The organism is Glaciimonas soli (assembly GCF_009497155.1).
GTDB lineage: Bacteria > Pseudomonadota > Gammaproteobacteria > Burkholderiales > Burkholderiaceae_D > Glaciimonas > Glaciimonas soli.
The window spans coordinates 75,415-98,023 of the sequence record NZ_WINI01000006.1 but is presented as its reverse complement, the minus strand read 5'-3'; the positions used below and the strand labels follow the sequence as shown (position 1 = coordinate 98,023).

The 22,609-nt window shown below is 48.5% G+C and carries 20 protein-coding genes; 7 read left to right on the top strand and 13 right to left on the bottom strand.

Going from position 1 to position 22,609, the window contains the following annotated elements; all coding sequences use genetic code 11:
• Nucleotides 1–103 precede the first annotated feature (103 nt).
• The 9 genes from GEV47_RS11610 to GEV47_RS11570 all read right to left on the bottom strand — a co-directional run bounded on the left by GEV47_RS11610 (nt 104) and on the right by GEV47_RS11570 (nt 12,561).
• Nucleotides 104–1,054, bottom strand: coding sequence for a lysylphosphatidylglycerol synthase transmembrane domain-containing protein (locus tag GEV47_RS11610; protein ID WP_153234940.1), 951 nt, complete (start codon nt 1,052–1,054; stop codon nt 104–106).
• A complete protein-coding gene (locus tag GEV47_RS11605; RefSeq protein WP_153234939.1) occupies nt 1,051–1,860 on the bottom strand; it encodes a class I SAM-dependent methyltransferase in 810 nt (269 codons plus the stop codon). The genes GEV47_RS11610 and GEV47_RS11605 overlap by 4 nt, the downstream gene beginning before the upstream one ends.
• Entirely contained in the window at nt 1,857–2,990 is a 1,134-nt protein-coding gene (locus GEV47_RS11600; protein ID WP_153234938.1) for a glycosyltransferase, read from the bottom strand. Before GEV47_RS11600 ends, GEV47_RS11605 begins: the two co-directional genes overlap by 4 nt.
• The gene (locus GEV47_RS11595) at nt 2,987–3,973 is read right to left on the bottom strand and encodes a glycosyltransferase family 2 protein (RefSeq protein WP_153234937.1); all 987 of its coding nucleotides are present in this window, start codon (nt 3,971–3,973) and stop codon (nt 2,987–2,989) included. The genes GEV47_RS11600 and GEV47_RS11595 overlap by 4 nt, the downstream gene beginning before the upstream one ends.
• A gap of 55 nt (nt 3,974–4,028) precedes the next feature.
• Nucleotides 4,029–4,700: a hypothetical protein gene (locus GEV47_RS11590; protein ID WP_153234936.1), complete on the bottom strand. Its 672-nt coding sequence runs from the start codon at nt 4,698–4,700 to the stop codon at nt 4,029–4,031.
• Nucleotides 4,701–4,704: 4 nt separating this feature from the next.
• Complete coding sequence (locus GEV47_RS11585; RefSeq protein ID WP_153234935.1) at nt 4,705–6,309, bottom strand: ArnT family glycosyltransferase; 1,605 nt, start codon at nt 6,307–6,309, stop codon at nt 4,705–4,707.
• 384 nt (nt 6,310–6,693) lie between these two features.
• The gene (locus GEV47_RS11580) at nt 6,694–8,145 is read right to left on the bottom strand and encodes an efflux transporter outer membrane subunit (protein WP_153234934.1); all 1,452 of its coding nucleotides are present in this window, start codon (nt 8,143–8,145) and stop codon (nt 6,694–6,696) included.
• A complete protein-coding gene (locus GEV47_RS11575) occupies nt 8,138–11,287 on the bottom strand; it encodes an efflux RND transporter permease subunit (RefSeq protein ID WP_153234933.1) in 3,150 nt (1,049 codons plus the stop codon). Before GEV47_RS11575 ends, GEV47_RS11580 begins: the two co-directional genes overlap by 8 nt.
• Nucleotides 11,288–11,298: 11 nt before the next feature.
• On the bottom strand, nt 11,299–12,561 hold the full coding sequence (locus tag GEV47_RS11570; RefSeq protein ID WP_153234932.1) for an efflux RND transporter periplasmic adaptor subunit: 1,263 nt from the start codon (nt 12,559–12,561) through the stop codon (nt 11,299–11,301).
• 360 nt (nt 12,562–12,921) lie between these two features.
• Between GEV47_RS11570 and GEV47_RS11565 the strand changes: the two genes are divergently transcribed.
• Nucleotides 12,922–13,557: a TetR family transcriptional regulator gene (locus GEV47_RS11565; protein WP_153234931.1), complete on the top strand. Its 636-nt coding sequence runs from the start codon at nt 12,922–12,924 to the stop codon at nt 13,555–13,557.
• 41 nt (nt 13,558–13,598) lie between these two features.
• On the opposite strand, the gene GEV47_RS11560 is transcribed toward GEV47_RS11565, so the two are convergent.
• From GEV47_RS11560 to GEV47_RS11550, 3 genes are all read right to left on the bottom strand, one after another.
• Entirely contained in the window at nt 13,599–14,918 is a 1,320-nt protein-coding gene (locus tag GEV47_RS11560; protein WP_407646236.1) for a TolC family outer membrane protein, read from the bottom strand.
• A gap of 65 nt (nt 14,919–14,983) precedes the next feature.
• Entirely contained in the window at nt 14,984–15,307 is a 324-nt protein-coding gene (locus GEV47_RS11555; protein ID WP_153234930.1) for a rhodanese-like domain-containing protein, read from the bottom strand.
• A gap of 12 nt (nt 15,308–15,319) precedes the next feature.
• Nucleotides 15,320–16,009, bottom strand: coding sequence for a protein-L-isoaspartate O-methyltransferase family protein (locus tag GEV47_RS11550; protein WP_153234929.1), 690 nt, complete (start codon nt 16,007–16,009; stop codon nt 15,320–15,322).
• Between the two features lie 311 nt (nt 16,010–16,320).
• Here GEV47_RS11550 and thpR point away from each other — a divergent pair, with 311 nt between their 5' ends.
• The 6 genes from thpR to GEV47_RS11520 all read left to right on the top strand — a co-directional run bounded on the left by thpR (nt 16,321) and on the right by GEV47_RS11520 (nt 21,336).
• Nucleotides 16,321–16,929: an RNA 2',3'-cyclic phosphodiesterase gene (gene thpR / locus GEV47_RS11545; RefSeq protein ID WP_153234928.1), complete on the top strand. Its 609-nt coding sequence runs from the start codon at nt 16,321–16,323 to the stop codon at nt 16,927–16,929.
• 121 nt (nt 16,930–17,050) lie between these two features.
• The gene (locus GEV47_RS11540; protein ID WP_153234927.1) at nt 17,051–17,320 is read left to right on the top strand and encodes a YkgJ family cysteine cluster protein; all 270 of its coding nucleotides are present in this window, start codon (nt 17,051–17,053) and stop codon (nt 17,318–17,320) included.
• Nucleotides 17,321–17,340: 20 nt separating this feature from the next.
• Nucleotides 17,341–17,913 (top strand): DUF1439 domain-containing protein, encoded by a 573-nt coding sequence (locus tag GEV47_RS11535; protein ID WP_153234926.1) that lies wholly within the window; start codon nt 17,341–17,343, stop codon nt 17,911–17,913.
• Nucleotides 17,914–17,978: 65 nt separating this feature from the next.
• Entirely contained in the window at nt 17,979–18,851 is an 873-nt protein-coding gene (locus GEV47_RS11530; RefSeq protein ID WP_153234925.1) for an undecaprenyl-diphosphate phosphatase, read from the top strand.
• 274 nt (nt 18,852–19,125) lie between these two features.
• Complete coding sequence (gene recQ, locus GEV47_RS11525; protein WP_153234924.1) at nt 19,126–20,949, top strand: DNA helicase RecQ; 1,824 nt, start codon at nt 19,126–19,128, stop codon at nt 20,947–20,949.
• Between the two features lie 30 nt (nt 20,950–20,979).
• Nucleotides 20,980–21,336: a DUF3147 family protein gene (locus GEV47_RS11520; protein ID WP_153234923.1), complete on the top strand. Its 357-nt coding sequence runs from the start codon at nt 20,980–20,982 to the stop codon at nt 21,334–21,336.
• Nucleotides 21,337–21,414: 78 nt separating this feature from the next.
• On the opposite strand, the gene GEV47_RS11515 is transcribed toward GEV47_RS11520, so the two are convergent.
• A complete protein-coding gene (locus GEV47_RS11515; RefSeq protein ID WP_153234922.1) occupies nt 21,415–22,596 on the bottom strand; it encodes an NAD(P)/FAD-dependent oxidoreductase in 1,182 nt (393 codons plus the stop codon).
• Nucleotides 22,597–22,609: the final 13 nt, after the last annotated feature.

Below are 22,609 nucleotides of genomic sequence, written 5' to 3'. Positions count from 1 at the left end.
AAATTTTTATGACTGATTAGTATAACTGTTGCCTTCTTTGAAATGTTGAAAAAGCGCACCATAAAATGAGATCCAGTTGGCAAAATTTTGTATTTGTAGGAAACTACTTAAGCGTGGTTTTATTCCGCTGCAAAAGTAGCATGCCGTACCCAACCAGAAAACAAAGACTGTCACCAAGAACGGTGACAAGTCTAAGTCCGATCACGATGATGAGCCCATTTTCTCCAGAATAGCTGGCGCTAAGTATGCCCAGCATAACTGCTTCGCGAACCCCTAATCCGGCAGGTGCGCCTGGAGTAACGAATCCGATAATCCAGGCCAGTGAAAAACTGCATAGCAATAATATAAAGTTGTGCTGTATTCCTGGGATCAGTGTTGAAGACATCAACCAGAGGCCAGCTCCGATCATGAGGTAATTCAAACTGTAGGTAGCAAATGCCCGCAGAAGAGTAAGTGGAAACGGCAGAACTTCATCAAGTGAAGATTCTGCATAACGTGGTGCAAATCGTCGAATTAACTGTTTGACCAAAGGACGGTAAATCATCAAACCGAGAATGATGATGCCGGTACCAACAATGAGAGCTATGGCTTGATTACTGAGCTTTAAAGCATCAAGAGCAACCGGTGAAAATAAAAGGCAAAGCAACCCGATGGCAGTGCCTGCGAACAAAGTCAGTAAGGTTTCTGCAAATACGGTAAAGATGAAGGGACGGATCGAGATGCCACGTGCAATGGACATGGCGCCTCGACCGATATGTTGTCCAACATTTCCTGGTAGATATTTGGCCATTTGAGTAATGGCCATGATCATAGTCAATTCGCGCCACGATTTGGCAATGCCGAGGTCAGCCAGCATTTTTCTCCAGGCCGAGGCATTCATCGGGATGATAGTAATGTAGAGCAGAATCGCAATAGCAATACTTGTTAGTGCAGGCGGTGTGATGTAGCGAGAGAAATCGTCAATCGACAATTTTTTGATGGCGTAGATAGCGAAAGCAATGGTGGCTATCGATCCAATGATCAGACCTAGCAGCCGGTAAATGCGCTTCATCATCGACGTTTAGCTTTCACGATATAGCCGCTACCTAAATCAGTATTGATAAATGCTGCCTGGACGATGGCAAATACTTGCAAAGCTAATTTCCCGGGAATCGAACGCAGCAGAGGATAGGTCTTCAGATCGGGGGAGCGATCTATGCCGCTACGATCATTATTACGTTTGCGATCGTCATCAGACGTTTCGCCGCCACTGTAAATGTCGCGGTTGTAAATTGGCGCACTAATCCGCTCAGTGAGGTTTGTCAGCGGAAATCCATAGCACTCGAATGTTTCTATTTCTAATCCCGCACCCCAAAATACTTTTTGCAGTGATGCACGTTCGTACCGTCTAACATGTCCCGCCCACTCATCGCGCGCATTCCATAGCTTCATGTGAGCAGGTACTGATAGCAAAAGTCGGCCATCTGGTTTGAGCCAGGATGCCCATTGCTCTAATGCTTCCCGGTCGTTTTCAATATGCTCTAACACTTCAAAAGCACATAGCACATCAAAACTACTTTTCCATCCCGTGTCAGGCTGGGCGTGAATCGGAATATTCTGGCGAAATTTACGGATAAACGTTTGCGCCAGTTCACGCGCTTCGACCGAGAGCTCTAGCGCTTCACATTGAAATCCCTTTTGAGAAAATTCGACCGATAAAGCACCGGCACCTGGACCAATCTCTAGCAAGCGACCAACTGGCAAGTTCCTCATCAAATGTCGAATGCGCGCACGTCGCATCAAATAGCGCGGCGCTGGAACCCAGCCTAGCTCCGGTGCCGCCGGACCAAGTAATGAGGAGATTGTGGAGTCTGTATTCAATATTTTCCCTTGTTGTCGATTAAGGCACGAAACTGTGTTCCGATTGCTGCCGCATCAATTTTATCAACTAGTCCATCATGGCAAACGATTTCCCTGTCATCGCGTTTTATCGTTATATGCCGTTCAATTGCATCGGCCAGTGCCTGAGCGTCGCCTGCCGGAATGAGGTAGGTGCATGGCGGACACTCATCCAGAAGTTCGCGTATCGCTGCAGAGTCGCGCGTAATCAGTGGTTTTTGTGCCATCACGATTTGAAAAACCTTGTTAGGAATGACGCTCGCCGCTTTTTCAGAAGTGCCGAAAATGCCAAGGCAGATATCTGCATCGGCTATGTTGTGAATTAGGTCGGAATAAGCGACCCACTCAATCCAGCGTACACGTGGTAATGGATCATCAGCAAGCATCTCACGAATGCGTGCGGCTTCTTGTCCCTTTCCAATCAGTAGCCAATCTACCTCTGCATCGCGTAATAAACGCGCGGCTTCAATAATGTATCCTATCCCATGCAAGGGAATGAATTGACCGTAAAACAGAATTTGTAATGCAGCATGCGATGCAGAATTTGACTCAGTATTCCGTGGCGGGGAGAATTTTTCAGTTTCAGCACCAACCCAAACCGCACCACACGTATCTTCGCGTAAATGAAAAAGCGTTTCTATGCGCTTGGCATGGGTTTGCGTGTCCATAAAAATAATATCGGCAGCACGCAGCGCAAGCCATTCTACGCCCCACAGTAAACGCGCAAGAGGGTGTCGGTGCGATATCATTTTACGATCTTCGACAACCGTATCGTAGGCAGAAATAAAGACATCCCACGCGACGGGCACACGTCTACACCAGGCAAAGCAACGGATTAACAAGACATCAAGCAAGCCGGGATAGTTGATCAAAACAAGATCATGCGCGGGCAAGCGGCAATATCGCCATATCAATAAGGGATAACAGCCAAGCCAGCGTAACAGTAGTCCAAGTTTCTGGTGGCCGCCACTAATCTGACTTTTATCTTCGATGCCTTCCCAAACATTGGCGTGACACTCGATCAATTCAAAGCCATTGCGTCGTAGGCCTTCACGCAACAGCCTGACTCGGGGTTTGCCAGTATCGTAGGTTCCCCATAAAACGATCTTCATTTCGTTGGCTGACTATCGTGATCAATGGCACGATCTAATACCGTATCGGTTTCGTCGCCTGAACGCAGCCGAAATCGCACATCTTCCAGTAGTTTCCGATTTGCTGCCAGCAAATCAGCCAGAAACGCGACTAAGAACGTTTGAAATCCCATCATTAGTAGTGCGGAAGCGAGTATCAATGACTGTACATGCCCACTGCCTTCACCGGCGGCGTATTTAACAACAAAACGAAGCCCGATTAAAAAGCCAGCAGCAAACAAAATGGAGCCAATGAAAGCAAAAAAACGGACTGGACGGTAGATGATGAAAATGCGGATGATAGTGACAATACTACGACGGACATAGGACGGAATACTCTTTACCAAACGGGATGGACGCAAGTCAGCATTCACTCGTATCGGTACCGAGGTAATTGCCATATTTTTTTGTCCTGCCTGAATAATGGTTTCCAAGGTGTAGGTGTAATCGCTGTACACCATCAATTTTTGTGCGGCGGCGCGACTCATGGCGCGAAAACCGCTGGGGGCATCCGGGATGTCGGTTTTGCTGGAAACGCGTACCACCCAACTACCTAGCTTTTGCAGCATCTTCTTGATGGGAGAAAAATGGTTGATGGTTTCAATCGGGCGTGCACCGACCACGATATCTGCCCGGTGCGCGAGGATAGGAGCGGTAAGTGCGGGGATGTCATCTGCATTGTATTGATTGTCTGCATCGGTATTGACGATGACATCTGCACCTAAACTCAGACAGGCATCTAACCCACTCATGAAGCCGCGTGCCAAGCCCTGATTGCGAGTGTGGCTAACAACGTGATCTACGCCATTTTCCCGTGCAATGCGCACGGTTTCATCCTTGCTGCCATCGTCGATGATCAGCCATTCGACGATATCAAAACCAGGAACTTTACGCGGTAACGCGGCAAGAGCGATGGCTAATGTATCAGCTTCGTTGTAGCAGGGTATTTGTATGATGAGTTTCAATGATGATTCCTCGTCTTGAATGTTCGGTAACGGAAAATGCTCAAAACGTCAAACGTCACTTTGTGGCTGGCTGGCGAAAGACGGGCCAAAAAAGAAGTAAGCCACTTAAGCCACAGAGTATTGTAAGTATGATGGCACTGATACGTTGATCATCTTTTTTCCGTACGGTGTTAATTCGGAAGAGAAGACTTTTATTGGAATCGACTCCGTTAATTTGTGCTTTCCCGTAGACGCTATCTGCTGTCAACCACGCAGTAATGGAGCTTCCGGGTTTGCCATTTACGCCTTCAAGTATCAGGTTTGTCGGTTCGTGAGCAATTGATCCAAATATTAGATCGTTAAAACAGAACTGATGAAATGCGTTATCGCGTATTGCGCTGGCATCTACAGTAACCCGGCGAGAAACGCCATTGGCTTGTAATGTGAGCGCGATTGTTCCTTCATTGTGACGATCACCATAGTTTGCTAGTTGTAGATCTACGCAGACAGAGCTTGATGCATCTTGCTTGGTAATGTTATCAAGAGAAGGCCAGTTGACCGGCTGTTTCAAGTGAAACCCAGTAACAATCTCGCCTGCAGGAATTAGATCTCGTGACTCTGGAGGCGTCAGGTTGGTATGTACATAACTCCCCGAATATTCGCCGTTCCATCGTAAATAGTACGTTGTAAAAATAAGAAGTGTAATTACCCACAGTAAAAAAATGACGTATGGCTTTAGTAAATTCATGAGACTATCCACCGAAGTATAACGGCAGCACCTGAAGAACAAAGACGCTAAGCTCTAAACAGGCCAGTATGGCAACTACGCCAGAAATAACGACACCCGATATGCGCAAACGCATCAGTGCAACGGACGCTGTCAATAATATCAGAGGAATAACAGGGTACAAGTAGCGGCCCTGAGTTGCGCGCATAACCCCAAGTCTCAGATAAGCGCCATAGACGTGGTAAAGCAAAGCGCTGCCAAAAAAAAGAAATATCATTAGGCCGTAAAGCGCAAGACGATCAACCGGATCATTTACATATAAAATTATTGCGAATGACGTAATACCCAAGGCTATTGAAATGGCCACGTCTACATTATTTATGCTGTAGTCCGTTTGACTGATAACGCCGACGAAACTTGCCACTAAAACGGCTAGCAAGATCACATATATAAATATCCTACGTTTGTAATGATCGTACGATAAATGAGAGTGCATCCATGCAATGAGAGAATCTTGTGGTAGGGAGCTCGATGTCTTTTGAAAAACGCTGCGCGCAAGTGTGAGCATATAGCACACGCAGATGCAGCCAAGGATGAAAATAAGTATCGAATAAAACTCCAATGGCAAATCGTCGATCATAGCTGCTTGAATCTGGATGTGCCGTGGCGCAACCTCCATTTCTAATACATAGTTTCCAATGCCCGAACTGATATGGCCAAATAGTCCAAAGAAAGTAGATATAAAAGTCTGAAATACTGGTTTTAGGATCAGATATTCAGCAATGCTTTGATGTATTGGAGCAATTTGTAGTGCGCCTGCCGCTTCTGTGGATGTATAAAATGGCGTTCCAAAATACACAATATTGTGAAGCAGCCATGCGATGGGTAACGAAGATGCGACTATGGCGATACCAATGGCATGTTTAATGCGATATTTGATCGATCCAGAAAGCTCAATTAGTATTATTGCTACCATCGGTGCGGCTAAGGCCCAAGGTGTCATCATTTTGATCCCGCCAGCAATCGCAAGCCAACCAGCACACCAATAGGCATCGTGAATTTTTCGCTGTATAAGATAACGCGCAAAAAAATGTGTAGCTAATGCGCAGCACAACAGCAGCGGGATGTCATGGTTAGTAATTGAAGCCAGGTTTGATACTTGAGGGATAAAGCCTATTGAAGCTGCAACTGCCGAAGCACGCAAAGGATCTAATCCAATTAAAGTGAATGTCCGGAATAAAACCAGTATTAGCAAAGCCCCAGACAGTGCTGCCACTATGCGCGGAAGACGGTAGAGAATCTCTACATCGTTAGTGAACCAGCTCCCTATTTTTAATGGCACTGCCGCAGCGATGTAATATAACGGCGGATGTTGTGCAATCCAGTTATAGGCTGGCGGAGAATTAGGTTTGCCTTCCAGATAGCTCATGATATCTGTGCCAATCACGGCTTTGCCAAGCAGCGGTATTCCTTTGCCTTCGGCTATGTCTTGCGTATAAGCATAATGTCCGATTTCATCATGGATATTCCACAACGGTGTCACACAAAATGCAAGATAGAGCGCCTTAACCGCGAACAGCAACGAGAGCAGCAAGACCGGGAAAGGGAAATGACCAAATATTTTTTTCATGCGCTACATACCGCCTTTTCTCAGCGGAAACTATTTCTAAAACATTCCCTGTCATCGAATAATTTGAATAGATATTGTTTTCGATGTGGCCAATGTGCGCACATATGCTCGTGTCTACACATCGGGCATAAGTTTAGAGCGATGAACTGTTTATGTCGCTAAAAATAGTATTTTATTTGTATCACTGAAGTTACACAATAAATAAAATCGCAACAATTCAAAATTGCAATTTTGTTTTTCCGGTAAGAAATGTTTTAGGTGCTGAATCGTTTATATTGGTATAAATAGAATTTTATTTGTATCATTGGAGTTACACAATAAATAAAGCCGCAACAAAACAACGTTGCGGCTTTATTTTTCCGGTAGGAAATTACTATTTATAAATCAATTAGTTTTCTGCGTCACTTCATTCAATCCACCACCTAACGCACTATATAAATCAATCGCATTATTCAAACGTAATTGACGGGTTTGTATTAATGCTTGCTGTGCGACAAATAAATCGCGTTGTGCAGTGCGAATGTCGTTCGAACTGGCAATGCCATTTTTATACTGCAGGTCGGTTAATGCAACGACGCCTTCTTGCGCTTTCAAATAGGCTTCTTGCGCAACCAGTTGATCGTTCAATGGGCCGCGTGCGACTAGTGCATCGGCGACTTCACTGAATGCGGTCTGGATGGTTTTTTCGTAGTTGGCAATCGCAATATTCTTACGTACTTCCGACAAAGTCAGATTGGCACGATTACGTCCGCCTTCGAAAATCGGCAAAGTAATTTGTGGTGCAAACGACCAGCTACGACTGCCGGCTGAAAACAGATCACCTAGTGCGAGACTCGAATTGCCAATGCCTGCCGTGAGCGAGATGCTTGGGAAGAATGCAGCTCGTGCCACACCGATGTTGGCATTAGCGGCCAGTAGTTGTTGTTCCGCTGAACGAATGTCAGGACGACGCAACAGCAAATCGGACGGCAAGCCAGCTGGAATGTCGGTGACAATCTGTTGTGAAGCCAGTGTTTGAGCTGCAGGTAAGTCACCTAATTCCCCGATAGGTTTGCCAACCAGCAAAGTCAATGCATCGGTCGCTTGACCGCGCTGTCTGACCAAGGTGGACAACGCTACACGCGCCGATTGCACTAAGGTTTCTGACGAACGTAAATCCAGGCCCGAAGATGCGCCGACATCAAAGCGCATTTTGATGAGCTTGTAGTCTTGTAATCGACTATCTAGCGTTTGCTGTGCCAATTCCTGCTGTTCGGCATACGCTTGCTCAGCCAAATAAGCTTGCGCCACTTGTGATACCAACGAAATTTGCGCCGTCTGACGCGCTTCTTCGGTAGACAAATAATTGGCGAGTGCTGCGTCTTTCAAGCTACGTACGCGGCCAAAAAAATCTAGCTCGTACGATGCCATGTTCAGGCCTACGGTATAACTTGTGCCAACAAAAGACTGTCCTGTAGGGGACTGATCGGCAGGTGTGCGGCCTTTGGTCGCACCGAAACCGGCATTAAAGTTTGGATAGGCATCGGCCGCTGTAATGCCGTACTGTGCTCTCGCAGCTTGAATATTGAGCGCAGCAGTACGCAGATCACGATTGTTGTCCAACGCTGCCTGGATCAACGCTTGCAAGCGCTGGTCCGGGAAGAATTGACGCCAGCCCAGCGCAGCAGTGTCTGATTGAGCCGATTCAACAGGATAGGCACTAGCGATTGGTGCCGCAGGTCGTTCATATTTTGGTGCCATTGAACAACCCGATAGCACGCCGGCGACCAGTAGAGCGCCCACCAGATAGCGGGGCGCAAAACGTGGTGTGATAATGGGTTTTGAAAAATCAAGCATGCTCATTCTCCGCATCTGTTTTTGGGTCGGCAGGAGCTATCTTTGGTTTGCTGCCTTTAAATATGTGACGTACCACGACGAAGAAGATCGGCACCAGGAATACCGCCAGGACAGTAGCCGTGATCATCCCGCCCATCACGCCGGTACCGATAGCGCGTTGACTAGCCGAACCTGCGCCGCTGGCAAGTACCAGTGGCAATACACCCAGAATAAACGCCATCGAGGTCATGATGATAGGACGGAACCGTAGATGGACAGCTTCCAAAGTTGCTTCGATTAAGCCCATCCCTTGCGCTTGCAAGTCTTTGGCAAATTCAATAATCAGAATCGCATTTTTGGCCGACAAACCAACCACCGCAATCATCCCGACTTTGAAGTAAACGTCATCGGACATGCCGCGCAAAGTGACGCCTAACAACGCGCCCAAGATACCCAGAGGTACCACCAGCATCACAGCCAGCGGGATAGAAGTACTTTCATATAGCGCAGCCAACACCAGGAATACGGCAACCAATGACAATGCATAAAGCAGTGGTGCTTGCGAGCCAGAAGTTTTTTCTTCCAATGACTGACCAGTCCATTCGAAACCGAAACCAGGTGGTAACTTGGTCATGAAGTTTTCCATTTCATCCATCGCTTCACCGGTGCTGTGCCCGGGTGCCGCACCACCATTAATGACCATGGCAGGATAGCCGTTGTAACTGGTCAGTTGCACTGGTGCTTTAATCCATTTCGATGACGTGAAGGAAGAAAATGGAACCATGTTGCCAGCTGAATTTTTCGCATACAGTTTGAACAAATCTTCTGGTTGCATACGCTGCGCTGCATCAGCCTGAACGATCACACGCTGTTGCAGACCTTGACTCGGGAAGTTATTGACGAAGGCCGAGCCGAGTGCTGTCGACAGAGTGCTATTAATGGAATCGAACGAAACGCCTAGCGCATTGGCTTTATCGCGGTCGATGTCAAGTTGCAACTGCGGCGTATCTTCCAAACCTGTAGGACGCACGCCAGCTAGTATTGGACTTTTTGCGGCCATGCCAAGCAGTTGATTTCGTGCGGCCACTAAAGCGTCGTTACCAAGGTTGGCACGATCTTGCAGACGGAAATCGAAACCGGTGGCATTACCCAATTCAGGAATCGGTGGTGGGTTCAATGGATAAATAATCGCATCTTTGATACCCATAAATGCACCGAACGCTTTGCCAGCGATGGAATCCGCCGACATGGATGGGTCGCGCCGTTCTTTCCAGTCTTTCAATGGAACGAACACTAACGCCGCATTTTGACCACTACCAGAAAAGCTGAAACCCAAGATGGAAACAACGTGTTCTACACCCGGTGTTTTCTTGAAATAGGTTTCGATCTGTTGCACCACATCCAGCGTGCGATTGGTACTTGCACCTGCAGGTAATTGCACGTTGGTGATGATGTAGCCTTGATCTTCATTCGGTAGGAATGAAGAAGGTAAGCGGGTATATAGCCAACCGACGCAAAGCACGATCAAGCCGTACACGATCATGTAGCGACCAGCTTTTTTCAGCATGGTTGCAATGAAACCCTGGTAGCCTTTTGCAGTGACATCAAATTTGCGATTAAACCAACCGAAGAATCCTTTCTTCTCTTCGTGATGTCCTTGAGGAATTGGCTTCAAGATGGTGGCGCACAATGCTGGTGTTAACGTCAATGCGAGGAACGCGGAGAACGCAATCGACAGACTCATGGAAATCGAAAATTGACGATAAATCGCACCCACGGCGCCGCCGAAGAATGCCATCGGAATAAATACGGCAACCAAGACTAAAGTGATACCGATAATCGCACCGGTAATTTGTCCCATCGCTTTACGGGTTGCATCACGTGGCGACAAACCTTCTTGCGCCATGATGCGTTCGACGTTTTCCACCACCACGATCGCATCATCGACCAGAATACCAATCGCCAGCACCATACCAAACATGGTCAACACGTTGATCGAGAATCCGAAGATCAACATGCCCGCGAAAGTACCCATCAACGCCACTGGCACGACGATGGTAGGAATGATGGTGTAGCGAATATTTTGCAAGAACAGATACATGACCAGGAACACCAGCACGATCGCTTCCAGCAATGTTTTAACTACTTCCTCAATCGAAATTTTAACGAATTTCGAGGTGTCGTAAGGAATCGTGAATTTCACGCCAGCAGGGAAGTATTTGGATAACTCTTCCATCTTCGCGTGGATCGCTGTTGCGGTGCTCAACGCATTGGCAGACGGCGAAAGTTGTACGCCGATGAACGAAGTTGGATTGCCATCGAGACGGCCTGACGTTGCATACGATTGGCCGCCGAGTTCAATTCTTGCGACGTCGCGCAGACGTACGATGGAGCCATCAGGATTTGCGCGCAATTGAATATTGCCGAATTCCTTGACGCTCGTTAGTTGACCATTGACGACGACCGTGGCAGAGATTTGCTGGTTTGGCAGGTTAGGTAAATCACCTATCGTACCGCCAGCCACCAGTGCATTTTGCGATTGAATCGCGGCATTGACGTCTGCTGGTGACAGGTTGAGTCCAACCAATTTAGCTGGATCAATCCAGATCCGCATGGCGTGTTGCGTACCAAACAGCAAGGCATTACCAACGCCCGGCACACGTTTGATCTCATTGATGACGTTACGTGATAAATAATCACCCAATGCGATCGGACCGAGTGAACCATCACTTGAGCTCAAGCCGATGAACAACAAGAAATTATTCGTTGATTTGGTGACGGAGATACCGTTTTGGGTGACCACTGCCGGCAGTTGCGCTTCAATCACTTTTAAACGATTTTGTACATCCACCGATGCCAAATCTGGATTAGTGCTAGGGGAGAAGGTGGCGGTAATTGCCACCGTGCCGTCGCCCTGGCTCTGCGATTGGATGTATTGCAATCCATCAGCGCCATTCAACTGTTGTTCAATCAGCGTGGTGACGCTGTCTCGCAGTGTGGTTGCGTTGGCACCAGGATAGACGGCATTAATGACAATGGCCGGCGGCGCAATGGTTGGGTATTGGGCGACGGGCAGCTGCGTGATTGACAGTATCCCGCCCAGCAGAATAAAAATAGCGAGCACCCACGCAAAAATGGGGCGATCAATAAAAAACTTTCCCATATGGGAACTCCTTAGTTTGCTGTAGAGGTGGTTTTTGCCGACGCAGATGCGGCCGCCGAACTGGCACTTGCTGCTGCGGAAGTGGTGGCTTTATCTGTCGCTGCAGCAGTTGCAGCCACTGGCTGACCTTCCGCTGAAGCTGCTTTTTGCCACTGCACAGTTTTCACGGTTGCACCGGGTTTGATTTTCTGCACGCCTTCCACTACGACTTTGTCACCTGTTTTTAAACCATCTGTGACGATCCATGATTGACCTTCCGCCGTGTCTGCTTTGATTGGGCGTATTTCGACTTTGTTGTCCGCGCCGACCACAAATACTGAGGTGCCATTGGTATCGCGTTGCACGGCTTGTTGTGGCACGGTGATCGCTTGATCATTGACACCTTGCTCCAGTTTTGCGCGTACATACATGCCAGGCAGCAGCGTGTGGGTAGGATTAGGGAATTCTGCGCGGATGGTTACTGCACCAGTACTAGGGTCAACCGTTTGGTTGGCGAATAGCAATCGGCCAGTTTGTGGATAAACTTGTCCGGTTTCCAAAATCAGCGACACTTTGCTTTGGTTGGCACTTTGCAATTGTCCGGTACGTAACGCTTGTTCCAATTTGAGTAGATCCGTACTGGATTGCGTGATGTCGACGTAAATCGGATCAATGGTTTGTACCACCGCCAATTGCGTTGCTTCGCCTTGACCAACTAGCGCGCCTTCTGTCACTAATGCTGCGCCAATACGGCCAGAAATAGGGGAGGTAACTGTGGCATAACCAAGATTGATGCTGGCGGTTTGACGCGCCGCTTTTGCCGTGGCCAGATCCGCTGCTGCTTGCAATTGCGCGGCAACTGCATTGTCATAATCCTGCTTGCTGATTGCCGTTGCTTCGACCAGCGGTTTATAGCGTTGTGCTTGCAAAGTAGTTTGCGTCAGAGTCGCTTCAGCTTTTGCGACGGCTGCTTTTGCGCTGTCGAAAGCGGCTTGTAGTGGAGCAGGATCAATGCGATATAGCACTTGGCCAGCTTTGACATCGCTACCTTCGACGAATGTGCGTTTCTGAACAACACCGGCAACGCGCGCCAGGATAACGGCATTACGCGTTGCTGATGTGCGGCCAGGCAATTCGGTGCTGAGAGCCAGACGCTCTGGTGCGATGCTAACGATCGACACTTCTGGTGGCGGTGGTGCGCCATGAGCGGCATCAGTTTTTTTGCCACAGGCGGCAACAGCGGATAATAGGGCAACCGCGATGGCGATGCGCGTGAAACGATTCATTGGATTCATTAGGTATCGGGATGAGCTGGAGCTGACTGAATTCATAAAATTCTCGCACGTTGATTTAATAAAAGGCCGCCTGTGTCATACACTTGGCGGCTAATGCAGAACGCTGTTTGCTGAAGAGACGGGAACTGGGATTACTAAACAAATTACAACCACGGCAAAACGCATAGGATAACTAAATAATCACTATGTTGCATTTGCAATGACATAGTTTCTTTTGGCTAAGGTGCTGCATATTCGTGGTATTATACATACATCCGTGAATGTATGTATCTCTCTTGGGGAATTTTATTGCGCTGCACGCATATAATGCCCTAAGTAAACATCATTGAGTCGGGTAACCGATATAGCGAGAGCTTTGGCATGGCAAGAAGTACTAAAGAAGAAGCATTAGAAACCCGTGGCCGCATTTTGGATGCTGCCGTGGACGTGTTTCATGCGCGTGGCGTGTCGCAAACGTCGTTAGCCGACGTTGCCGCTGCGGCAGAGGTAACGCGCGGAGCGATTTATTGGCATTTCAAAAACAAGGGCGATTTATTTGATGCCATGTGTGAACAATTTCGTTTGCCGATGGAAGCCTTAATCACCAATAGTGTCGACGAAAGCGCGATAGATCCATTGGGGCAATTTCGTACCTGGTGTTTATTTGCGCTGGAAGAGGCAGTGCACAACCCGCAGATGCGTAAGGTTTTTGGCATTATCTTAAACAAATGCGAATTTGTTGATCCGACCGAGCCGATTTATATGCGCCAGCAGGAATGTTTTATACAGGGGCGGGTAAATATCCAGCGAATATTGCGTTTCGCAGTCGCAAAAGGGCAACTGCCGCGTAATTTGGACACTGAGTTGGCTGCGGTGTCGGTGCAGGCACTGCTTTCAGGATTTCTGGATAATTGGTTATTCAAACCAGAAAGTTTTGATCTTGGCGCGCATACAGAACGTTTAGTTGATCTGTGTATTTATATGCTCAAGAACGCGCCGCAATTGCACAAAGTATAAATGGCAATTTATTTCTGCCCGGCGCGTAGTTGGCATAAAGTTTAGTTGACTGCTGGCACCAACAACAAGTTAACTAGCTGCAAATCTTCTTCTTTCAACGTCCCAGCGGCGGCTTTCAATTTCAAACCACTCATTAGCGTATCGTAACGTGCCTTGGCTAAATTTTGACGGGTGGAAAATAATTGCTGCTGGGCGTTGAGCACATCGATATTGATACGCACACCTACCTGATAGCCAAGCTTATTGGCATCAAGCGAGGATAGGCTGGAAACTTCTGCCGTCTCATAAGCTTTTACTTGTGCCAACCCACTATTTACGCCAAGAAAAGCCTGGCGGGCGTTTAGCGCGGCAGTTTGCTGCGCATTGTCGAGATCAGAGCGGGCTTTGTCTTCTAGCGATACGGCTTGCCGTACCTCGCTATTGACCGAGCCACCGGAGTACAAGGGGATATTCCATTGTACCCCAATGGAATTGGACCATTGGCTGATGTTTTCATAGAAAATCGGGGTACCCTTGGTGCTGTTAAGGCCGCGCCCGGCGACTAAATCGAGTGTCGGTAAATGACCGGCGCGAACGCGCTTAATCTCATGTTTGGCTGATTCCAGTGCAATCTGTTGGGCAACTACGCTGGGGTTTTGTTGTTCTGCGCTGTTTTCCCAGGCAGATATCTGAGGCGGCTCCGGCGCATTTAATTTGACACCGGCGCGCAAGGTGGATAGTGGCGCAGGCGCACGGCCAATTATTTTTTGCAAAGTGCTACGTGCCACTTCCAAGTTATTAGCGGCGGCAATTTGTTGCGCGATCACCAGGTCATAACTAGCTTGTGCTTCGTTGGTATCGGTGATGGTAGCTGTGCCGACGTCAAAATTGCGTTTGGCGGAAGCGAGTTGCTCGCTAATCGCACCTTCTTGCGCCTTTAAAAATGCCAATGCATCTTGCGCTGATAACACATCGAAGTAAGCCTGACTGACGCGCAACATCAAATCCTGCTGTGCCTGGGCAAATTGGGCATCACTGCCGGCGACTGACAATTTGCTCTGCTCATATTGTTCCCAGTTGGCGGGGCGAAATAAAGGCTGAGTCAGTTGTAATGAATAATTTTTAAGAGTAGCGCTCCAGCCAGAGCTTTCATCATTCGCACGATTGTAAGTTCCGCCAAAGCCAATTCGCGGCAACAAACCTGCGCGGCCTTGCACGCTGGCCTCACGACCAGCTTCAAGAGAGTAGCGCGCACTGGTATAAATCGCATCATGCGCCAACGCTTCTTGATAGGTTTGCATCAGATCAAGCGCATGAACGGGTAACACAAAAGCAGTAGAAGCGATGGCGAGCGCCATTTGAAACTTACGACAATTGCGCATCCGGTTCTCCGCGCTTACGCTTAATGATTAACTTAACGATTAACTTAGAGATTATTAATTAACAATTAATACGTCGGCATACTGGGATCAACCTGTTGTGCCCAGGCATGAACACCACCAGTCAGATTGATCACGCGTGCGAACTGATTGCGCTCTAAAAAGGCGGCTACTGACATGCTTCGTGCGCCGTGATGGCATATGCAAATGATCTCTTGATCTTCTTCCAGTTCATTGATGCGCTCAGGAATGGTTTGCATCGGGATCAACTTGGCGTTGGGAATATGACATTTCTCATATTCCGAAGGCTCACGAACATCCAGCAGTAGCGGGGTAGGGCGCGCAGGATCGGCGATCCATGCGGCCAGTTCTTGCGCTGTGACATGTTGCATGGCGAGAGTCGATCAGAATTTAAAATGTGAATGTACGGCAGCTTCGCGCAGTGGCGTGGCACTGGTTTCAAACAAATTCAGCGTTTCGTAAGTTGCTTCCGAAGTGCGCGTAATTTTTTGTGCAGTCATGACTGGCGCTTCACCGATGATGGCGATAATTCGTCCACCGACTTTCAGTTGTTGTTTGAAAGTTTCCGGTAATGACGACAGCGAACCTGAAATGACAATAACATCATAGGCTGCGTCTTTAATGTCTTTTCCGGCCGTCCAGCCTTGTGCGCCATTGCCTTCCACGACTTCCACGTTGCTGATGCCGTACGCCTGCAGATTCTTTTCGGCCATTGCTTTTAATGCTGGGTCAATTTCAACGGTAACAACGTGGCGTGCTTTGTGGCTGAGCAATGCCGCCATATAGCCAGAACCGGCGCCGATTTCCAGCACGTTTTCATGTTTTTTCACGGCAGCTTCTTGTAGCAAGCGTGCTTCGACTTTTGGGGAGAGCATCACTTCTTTATCTGACAAAGGGATTTCGGTATCCATAAAGGCCAGGCTTTTGTATGCAGCAGGGACGAACGCTTCACGCTTCACCACCGTGAGTAATTCGAGAACATCTAAATCCAGCACATTCCAAGGGCGGATTTGCTGCTCGATCATATTAAAACGGGTTTGTTCGATTGCTTGTTCGACTTGTTCGTTGTTCATGGTGACGTTCCTGATTGTGCTAGAAAATACTTGGTGGCGAATAAAAGGGCTCATTCTATCAAATTGACTAAGGGTTTTCTGTACTTAAGGTGATGCTGATGCTTGTTCATGGCAATTAAAATGCGGTTAGCTGGCAAAATCATGCAAATAGACGTGTCTTGCCGCTTTAAACGGACAAACGAAGCATATTGTCTTTATGGAATTTATTGTTTTATTGGCTTTGAATCCAAGTGGATAACTTTTTGTTGATAATTGCATTTTAACGATGGTCATCCCTCCGCCAGTATTCAATAACCCAGGAGAAAAGCAACATGACGCAGCCACACGCGATACTTCAGCGATGTTTTATCGGGCTTGAGCCCGATGATGAAATCTTGGATGCGCTGATCGATTTACAGCACCGTATACACGGTACAGGCAAACATAGTGAGTCGGGCATACGTTGGATAGCGCGTTCAGATTTGCACGTCACGTTACGTTTTTTGGGAGTCACAACAGATGTCCAACGTGTGCAAATTGCCGATGCGTTGCTTGCGGCAAGTGAAAATTTGCCCGCCGTGGATGTGAATGGCGGAACGTATTGGCGTTCGACACACGGCTCGCACGTGTTGGTGTTGCTGCTGGCGATGCCACCGTCGCTGCGCGATTTGGCGAGCCGGATGGAGGCATTGGCAGTCGCCGCCGGATTTCTGGCCGAACGGCGGCCATTTCGCGCCCATATCACGTTGGCAAAATTGTCCTCGCGTGCGGCACGGAGTCCTTGGCCCGATATTGCGCCGGCCGGGGCGTTACCCGCGTGCGGTTTTCGAGCATTGACATTGTTTTCCAGTCAACCCGCGACGGCAGACTCGCACTCAGGCACACACTATCGGCGATTAGCTAGCAAAGAAATAAGCAAAGATGGATACAGATCGGACTGAGTAAATAAATTGGCTATCCTTTGGCATGTCGCTTGTATTGCTGACATCGAATCAAGAAGACCTATGGTTTACAGGTAAAATGGCGCCTCGCAAAATGGATAAACAAAAGATTGCATAGAGTATGAGTTCTACGCCAACCTCCTGCCGCCAAGGTTGCGGCGCATGCTGTATTGCGCCGTCTATCTCCTCACCGATCCCGGGAATGCCAAATGGCAAGCCTGCGGGCGTGCGTTGCGTGCAGTTGGATGATGTGAATAATTGCCGCATTTTTGGGCAGCCGGAGCGGCCAAAGGTATGTGGTAGTTTGCAAGCATCGCTAGAGATGTGCGGTCAGTCGGATGCATTTGCCATGCAATATCTGGTGCGTCTTGAGCAGTTGACTGCAGCATAAGTTTTGCTAAAGGACATAAATTGAAATCAAAATGGTTAGTCGTTATTGCTTTAATCAGTGCTGTTTTATTGAGCTCTTGTGCCGGTATGATAGGTCCGCGCGACGTGGTATTTCCTGTGGCTAAATTACAGCAGTCGTTGGATAAGCGCTTACCATTTTCCAAACGTTATTTCGGCCTGATCGATGTGACCGCTAATCATGCGCAACTGGCATTTTCAGCCGACGACGGCCATACATCTGGGCAAAATGAGCGTTTGCTTATTGACCTGGATGTCACGATGGGGTTTCCTCTACTCAATAAGTCATGGCCCGGGAAGATGCTTGTTTCGGGTGTGTTGGGCTTGGACACTGCGCACAATGCAGTGGTACTTAATGATGCGCGGGTAGAGAAATTGGCATTAGATGGCATGGATAAAGCCTACAGCGGACAGACGGCACAAATTGGCAGCGCATTGGTCGGTGAATTATTGCAGCGAGTACCGTTGTATACGTTCAAGCCAGATGACTTGCGTTTTGCTGGCGTATCATTTTTACCGACTAAGATCGTGACTCAGTCAGATAAATTAGTAGTGACGTTTGAGCCGCAGAAATAAGACTCTCTTTCTCCCACAGGTGGGCGAAGGACTTTACATCAATTTACATTTAACAGGAGAATAGTTTGGCAAATGTTTGTTCCGCAGGCCTAGATACCGGCTTTGCTTCACTCGATTACGCACAGGTCGCTATTCTTGGCGTGATTCAAGGGATTTCCGAGTTGCTGCCGATTTCTTCTACCGCACATATGCGCGTTATCCCGGCGGTGTTGGGCTGGCGTGATCCAGGCTCGGCATTTTCGGCGGCGATGCAATTGGCGGCATTAATTGCGGTGATCACTTATTTTTGGAAAGACGTGCGTCAGGTTGCGGTCGGCGGTACTGCCGCGCTGCGTCGACGTGATTATAAAGATCCGTCATTCCGCCTCGGTATTGCCATCATTCTCGCTACTATCCCAATCGGGATTTTCGGTTTGGCGTTAGCGCCAGTGCTCAATGCGTGTAATTCACCGTTGCGGGCACTGAACGTCATCGGCTATTCCAGCATCGGTTTAGCGTTGCTGTTGTTGATTGCGGAATTCACTGCCAAACATAAGCGCACCGTCGAACAGATGAAATTACCGGATGCTTTGATCGTTGGTATTGCTCAGGTTGGCGCATTGATTCCGGGCGTGTCGCGTTCCGGTGCAACTTTAACAGCCGCGCTATTTTTGGGCTTCAAACGTGAGGAAGCTGCGCGCTTTGCTTTCTTGCTGGGTTTGCCAGCGATTACTTTGGCGGGTCTGAAAGAGTTGTGGCATTTGTTCCATATACAAATGCCGACTGATGCATGGATGTTGTTGCTGTTTGGTTTGGCAGTTGCCAGCATCTCGGCTTTTGCCGCGATTTGGGGTTTGATGAAATTCCTCGAAAAATTCTCGACCTGGCCGTTTATTGTTTATCGCATCGCGTTTGGTGTGTTTGTATTGGTGATGGTAAGCAAAGGCATCTTGCATTAAGTGATCGAACGTAATCAATTTTAAAATCCGTCGTTCCCGCGAACGCGGGAATCCATGTCAAACGTAAGGTGGATCCCCGCGTTCGCGGGGGCGACGCAGATTGGATTGAGGTAATTTTTATTAAACTGACTACGCTGCCTTACTTTAGAGCGATGTAGTATAGGTGGAGCGCAGCGATACCCATCGTTCGATAAATAGTGATTGATGGGTATCGCTGCATATATTAAATATTCGACCCATCCAACGTTTTCAGTATCGGCTCAGCCCCCATTCAATGCCCCATCAAGTAAATCCGGAAGCACTCCACATCCTGCAAACCGTCTTCGGTTATCCCTCGTTTCGCGGTCAGCAAGCAGAGATCGTCGATCACGTTGCGAGTGGCGGTGATGCACTGGTGTTGATGCCGACCGGAGGCGGTAAATCCTTGTGTTATCAAATCCCTGCTTTATTGCGCGATGGTGTTGGTGTGGTGGTGTCGCCGCTGATCGCCCTGATGCAGGATCAGGTTGATGCGCTGGCAGAGGTCGGGGTACGTGCGGCATTTCTGAATTCCACGCAAACCTATGAAGAAGCATCGCAGATCGAACGCAAGGTGCGTAATGGCGATCTGGATTTGGTCTACGTCGCACCAGAGCGCTTGCTGACCCCACGTTGTCTGGAGTTGTTGGAAGCCTCAAAGATTGCCCTGTTTGCGATTGACGAAGCACACTGCGTTTCGCAATGGGGACATGATTTCCGTCCGGAATATATCAAGCTGTCGATATTGCACGAACGCTTTCCCAATGTGCCGCGTATTGCGTTGACGGCCACAGCAGACCATCAGACACGGGAAGAAATCGCCCTGCGTTTGCAGCTGGAAGACGGTGCGAAATTCGTTTCTTCATTTGATCGTCCCAACATTCGTTATCAAATCGTCGAAAAGGCCAATGGCCGCAAACAGTTACTCGATTTCATTCAGGCGGAACATGTCGGTGATGCCGGTATCGTCTATTGCTTGTCGCGTAAAAAAGTTGAAGAAACGGCGGAGTTTTTAAATCAGCAGGGTGTACAGGCATTGCCCTATCACGCGGGCATGGATTACGCTACGCGCACCAAACATCAAGGGCGGTTTCTGCGCGAGGATAGTATCGTCATGGTGGCGACGATTGCATTCGGCATGGGTATCGATAAACCCGATGTGCGCTTTGTTGCGCATTTGGATTTGCCAAAAAGTATTGAAGGTTATTATCAGGAAACTGGTCGTGCCGGTCGTGACGGTGCGCCAGCAAATGCCTGGATGGCTTATGGTTTGCAGGATGTGGTACAACAGCGTCGCATGATCGATGAATCCGAGGCTGGCGAAGTATTCAAAAGGGTTTTGGGCGTCAAGTTAGATGCAATGCTGGGTCTGTGCGAAACGCTGGATTGTCGTCGGGTTCGGTTGCTGGATTATTTCGGACAGGATGCCGATCGTTGCGGCAACTGCGATACGTGCATGACGCCACCTATGACGTTTGATGGTACGGTCGTTGTCCAAAAATTATTGTCTGCCATTTATCGCGTTGATCAACGCTTCGGTGCGATGCACGTGATGGATGTCTTGCGCGGTATAGACTCCGATAAAGTGAAGCAATGGCGCCATGAGCAGTTGTCCACCTTCGGCATAGGCAGTGATCGCAGCGAAGCAGAATGGCGGGCGATTTTGCGGCAAACCATCGCGTTGGGTTTAGTTAGCGTGGATCACGACGCTTATAGCGCGCTGAAACTCACCGATACGGCAAAACCGGTATTGCGTGGAGAGCAAGCAATCCAGTTGCGACAGTATCAAAAACCAATTAAACAAAAACGCGCCAGTACCAGCAAACCTAAAGGCTATGTTGAATCCGATTTGTCGAAAGAAGAGCAAGCCATCTTCGACAAACTCCGCTGGTGGCGTGTTGAAACGGCGCGCAAACACAATGTCCCTGCATATGTAATTTTCCATGACGCCACCATGCGTGAAATCGCTAAAGCGCAACCGTCGTCATTAGCTGATTTGCGCGGTGTCAGTGGTGTCGGAGAAAAGAAACTGGAGACGTATGGCGTGGAGATTGTGGAGTTGATTGCGGAGATTGTATAAGTGCACATCAGACATGAGAGAGATAAATAAATGAACGTACCTTATGTCGTCATGAAGTATCTTTTAACCGCAGGTGTCGTCGTGTTTGTGAGCGAGCTGGCCAAGCGCAGTGATCGGCTAGGCTCGTTGGTGGCTTCGCTACCACTGGTGACCATTCTCACTTTAATTTGGTTGTATGTGGAAAAGCAGCCTATCGAAAAAGTGAGTAACCATGCGTACTACACGTTCTGGTACGTCATTCCTACGTTGCCGATGTTTTTACTTTTTCCGTACTTGATACAAAGAATGAGCTTTGTTTTGTCGCTCGTTCTTTGCATTCTTTTTACCGTAGTTGTGTTTTATTTTTACGCTTTATTATTGCGACGATTCGGTATCGATTTATTGTAAGTAAGTCGGTATAACTGTTCTAAACAGTTATACGAACTTGCGAAATATTCGCAAAGCAAAATGACGTAGATGACGTGGTTACGCTACCACCGCCCCCAATTCCGCCATCAACGCCTGGCGGATTTTGGTTTCTTGCGGCGCAACGCCAAAACCAACCATAGTGCCTGCAGCATCAATGAAGCGACATATGGTCCGAGCGCCATCGTGTTCGGTTTCCCAGCGACCACCTTCGAGAGCATGACGTGGCGGCGGAACTAACGCCAGTGGGTAACTTGGTGTTTTGACGATGACTGGCGCGTCTTTTAAGTCGATCGCAGTGTGCTCGCCGTTTAATGTTTTAGCGATGGCACGGGCGGCGCTCATGATCGGTGCAATATAAGGTAGCGCGCCGGTACGGCCTTCGCCGTCGAGCAAATATTCGGCACAGTCGCCCAGTGCGTACACATCCTCAGCGCTGGTACGGCCATGTGCGTCGACTAATATGCCGCGATTGGTATTCAATTGCGCCGCTTGTGCCAATCGCACATCCGGACGCAGCCCGACTGCAGAAAGCACCAGATCGGTTTCTACGATTTCGCCGTTGGCTAACGTGACTTCTAATGCGCCGTCGATGTGGTTGATGCTGGTTGCTGTTGTGCCTAGCTTCAGTACTATGCCTCGTGCGCTCAGTGCTTGTTGCAACCCTTCCGACAATGCTGGGGGAGCCAGCGCTGCCAGCGGTAATGCATTTGGGTCAACCAGCGTGACAGCATGACCATGTGCAGTCAGATCGTCGGCAAACTCACAACCAATCAGACCTGCGCCGAGTATGACCACGCGTGCAGACGCACGTTGATCGGGCAATAATTTTTCGCGGAAAGTGGCGTAATCGGCGATGTGGTTAACTGACAGCACTGTATCGCTGGCATCACCTGCAATGTTCAAACGGATAGTTTGTGCACCGACCGCCAATACCAATTTTTCGTATTCGAAAACGCCGGTGCTGGTGGTCAGCGTTTTGGCGACGGTATCGATATTGTTAACGCGGATGCCGGTTAATACACTGGCTTGCAGTTGTTCCGCCATTTGCATCGCATTCTGATTAATCAATTGCGACGCACTTTTCTTTTGTGCAAACGCATTGGACAGCATCGGTTTGGAATAAGAGCCGCCTTCGTCTTCGGTCACAATTAATAAAGGGGTGACTTTATCCAGCTTTCGCAGTTCCCGCGCCAAAGTGTAAGCGGCCATACCGGCGCCGATGATGATGATAGGTTTCATAATGCTGTCTTCT